A 2,468-nucleotide genomic window follows, 5' to 3' on the forward strand; every position below is an offset into this window, starting at 1 on the left:
GGTTATCCGCCGTACAACATCGAACGATTGGCTGAGGACCGCTACCAGATCACGCTGGCTGTGGCAGGTTTCTCGCCCGACGAAGTCTCGATCACTGCCGAGCAGAACGTCGTCACCATCGAAGGCGGCAAGACCGAAAAGACCGAGCGCGAGTTCCTTTACCGGGGTATCTCGACCCGGCATTTCAAACGGCAATTCAGCCTGGCCGATTATGTTCAGGTGAAGGGCGCGACGTTTGACAACGGCTTGCTCAAGATCGAACTGATCCGGGAAATCCCCGAGGCCATGAAGCCGCGGCGGATCGCCATCGATGGCGCATCGCCCAGCAACGTGCATCAGCTCGAGGGCAAAGCCGCCTAGATTTAATTCAGAAAAGAACAGGCAATCCCGCCCGAGGCCCGGGCGGGAATGCACCCTCTTGTCCTATCGGGCGAAACATCAACGGTATCGGAAAGAAGGAGGACATCCGATGATCGAACATGCCGACAACATTGTTGACCTGAACGCAATATTGCACCCCGGTTCTGTCTACGACCATCCGCGCGACGTCTTGGCGGACCAGACCATATCGATCGGCGAGAAACGGGCGATCCTCGCATCCTGGGCATCAGATGCGGCTGCCGTGGCATCGAACCCCGCGCTGAGGGAGTTGCCGGGCTCGCGCCGTGTAGTGACGATCGATGAGGTGCTTGAGGCGCTATCGTCGCTCGATCCTGGACCCAGGGAGCCGCCCGGCGGCAAACCAGCCCGCACGAAATCGGCCGCTCGCGTCGGCATGGCAGCATAGAACGTCATGGGGATGAAACGATGATTGACGAAAAGCTTGCGCTTTTGCGAACGCACCGGAACAACATCGGCCGCTACCGCGGGTTGCTCAAGACTCAACTGACGGACTGCGAACGCCAGTTCATCGAAAAGCGGCTGTCGGAGGAGCGGACCGCGATGGCAAGACTTGCCGCTTCCACATTCCCTCTCACCTTTCAGATGCCAGCGCGGGAAAGTTACGCGACGCCGACAGCGGAAGCCGTTACGTGATCTTCTGGTGCTTCAAAGGATCACAATGCTCAGTCGATTTCCGACTTTCGAAATCGTCGTGAAGAAGGGCCGGCGAACGACATGGCGGTGGTGCGTGTGCACCAGCGATGGGGTTGTTGTGATGCGTGGATCGGAAACGACTCGGTCCGCGGCCAGATACCAGGCTGAAAGAGCATTCTTCATGTTGCTGCTATCCGCACCGCATCACCCCGCCATAAATCGCCGACCCTCCTGCTAGGACCACCTGCCGGCGTTCGCCGCCAACCGTTGCCGTCTGCCTGCCAAATCAGGAAGCGCCGGACTGGACGCCATCTGTTGGCGACGTTTACGCCCTGGTCTCGTACCGGCCCGTTTCAATTTCGGGCAGATACAGCGAACAGAAGAAATGAAGTTCACCCGACCAATGTTGCAAAACGTCACAAAGTTCTTGCCAGGGCGCCGTGCACACGTGACCCATAGCGTCATCTTGCGGCAGTGCAGCCGCTCAGTCAGTTTCGGACCGTAGCGGACATTGAGCCACTCTCGCAGAACTGGCTTTATGATGAGCACACATCCTGAGACTCGGGATTGCTTCCGCCTGCGCGCAAGGCCGCTTCGGCGGATCGCGGCCCCACGAAGCTCGCGCGAGCCGAGCGAAGCCGGGTCGTCGCTTCACAATGAAAGCTCAAGCAATTGCTCTTCACTTGACAGGATTTGCGGTTGCTCACCTGATTTGCCCGTCGCGTTAAAGTGCCGCAGCTATTTGCCTTGTGACGTCGGGCAAATCAAAGGCATTTTTCCGCGCGTCCCGCGCCCTTGGATGGAGGGGCGTTTCGCGATCGTCACTAAACGTTGGGCGCGGGATGCGATGGACGCTTCGACGCGCGAAAGACGAACGCGTGGAAAGCGGACGGCCAAGCCGTGTGGTCCTGATTTCTCGACGCTGATATCAACTCGCGACAATGCTTCGCATTGCGCGGGGATGGTGACAAGAAAGCCCGATCACCAGGGAGAGCTCGGAGAAAGTCGTAAAACCATCGCGCAGGGAATGCCGGAATGTTCGGCGTACCTGTGGTCGACTTATCTGCGTGCTTTCATTCTTTGCACGCGGAGCTACGGGTGCGGAAAACACCCGGCATTCCCTGCACCCTCTCATTTTCGGAGGGACAATGATTTGGCAGAAACTCGGGCAAATCAGGCCGCGAGAACGCGAAGGCTTGGCCGTTTGAAAGAAGGCTTGGCCGCGTGGAAAAGGAATCTGTATACGTCGTCCCGGACAGGCGAGGCCATCGGGTCGCGCGAAAGCGCGCCCGATGACGGGCTCCGCCGAGCGCGCTCCGGGACCCATAGCCACCGGCGTGAACATTGTGCGAGACTGGAACCACAACCTTCGTAGGTCCGGCATTGGTGGTTATGGGTCCCCGCGTTCGCGGGAACGACCAGAGGATTTGAAG

3 protein-coding genes are annotated in these 2,468 nt (G+C 59.0%); all 3 read left to right on the forward strand.

What is annotated here, in order from left to right:
- Positions 1-360: small heat shock protein HspD (gene hspD / locus WB528_RS15175; RefSeq protein WP_423889233.1), on the forward strand; the 360-nt coding region annotated here is incomplete at its 5' end.
- 109 nt (positions 361-469) lie between these two features.
- Positions 470-787 carry a hypothetical protein gene (locus tag WB528_RS15180; RefSeq protein ID WP_423889234.1) on the forward strand — a complete coding sequence of 106 codons (318 nt, stop codon included), beginning with the start codon at positions 470-472 and terminating at the stop codon, positions 785-787.
- A 20-nt stretch (positions 788-807) separates the two neighbouring features.
- Positions 808-1,035 (forward strand): hypothetical protein, encoded by a 228-nt coding sequence (locus WB528_RS15185; protein WP_423889235.1) that lies wholly within the window; start codon positions 808-810, stop codon positions 1,033-1,035.
- The last annotated feature ends 1,433 nt before the right edge of the window (positions 1,036-2,468 follow it).

This window comes from Bradyrhizobium sp., from assembly GCF_049586575.1.
GTDB lineage: Bacteria > Pseudomonadota > Alphaproteobacteria > Rhizobiales > Xanthobacteraceae > Bradyrhizobium.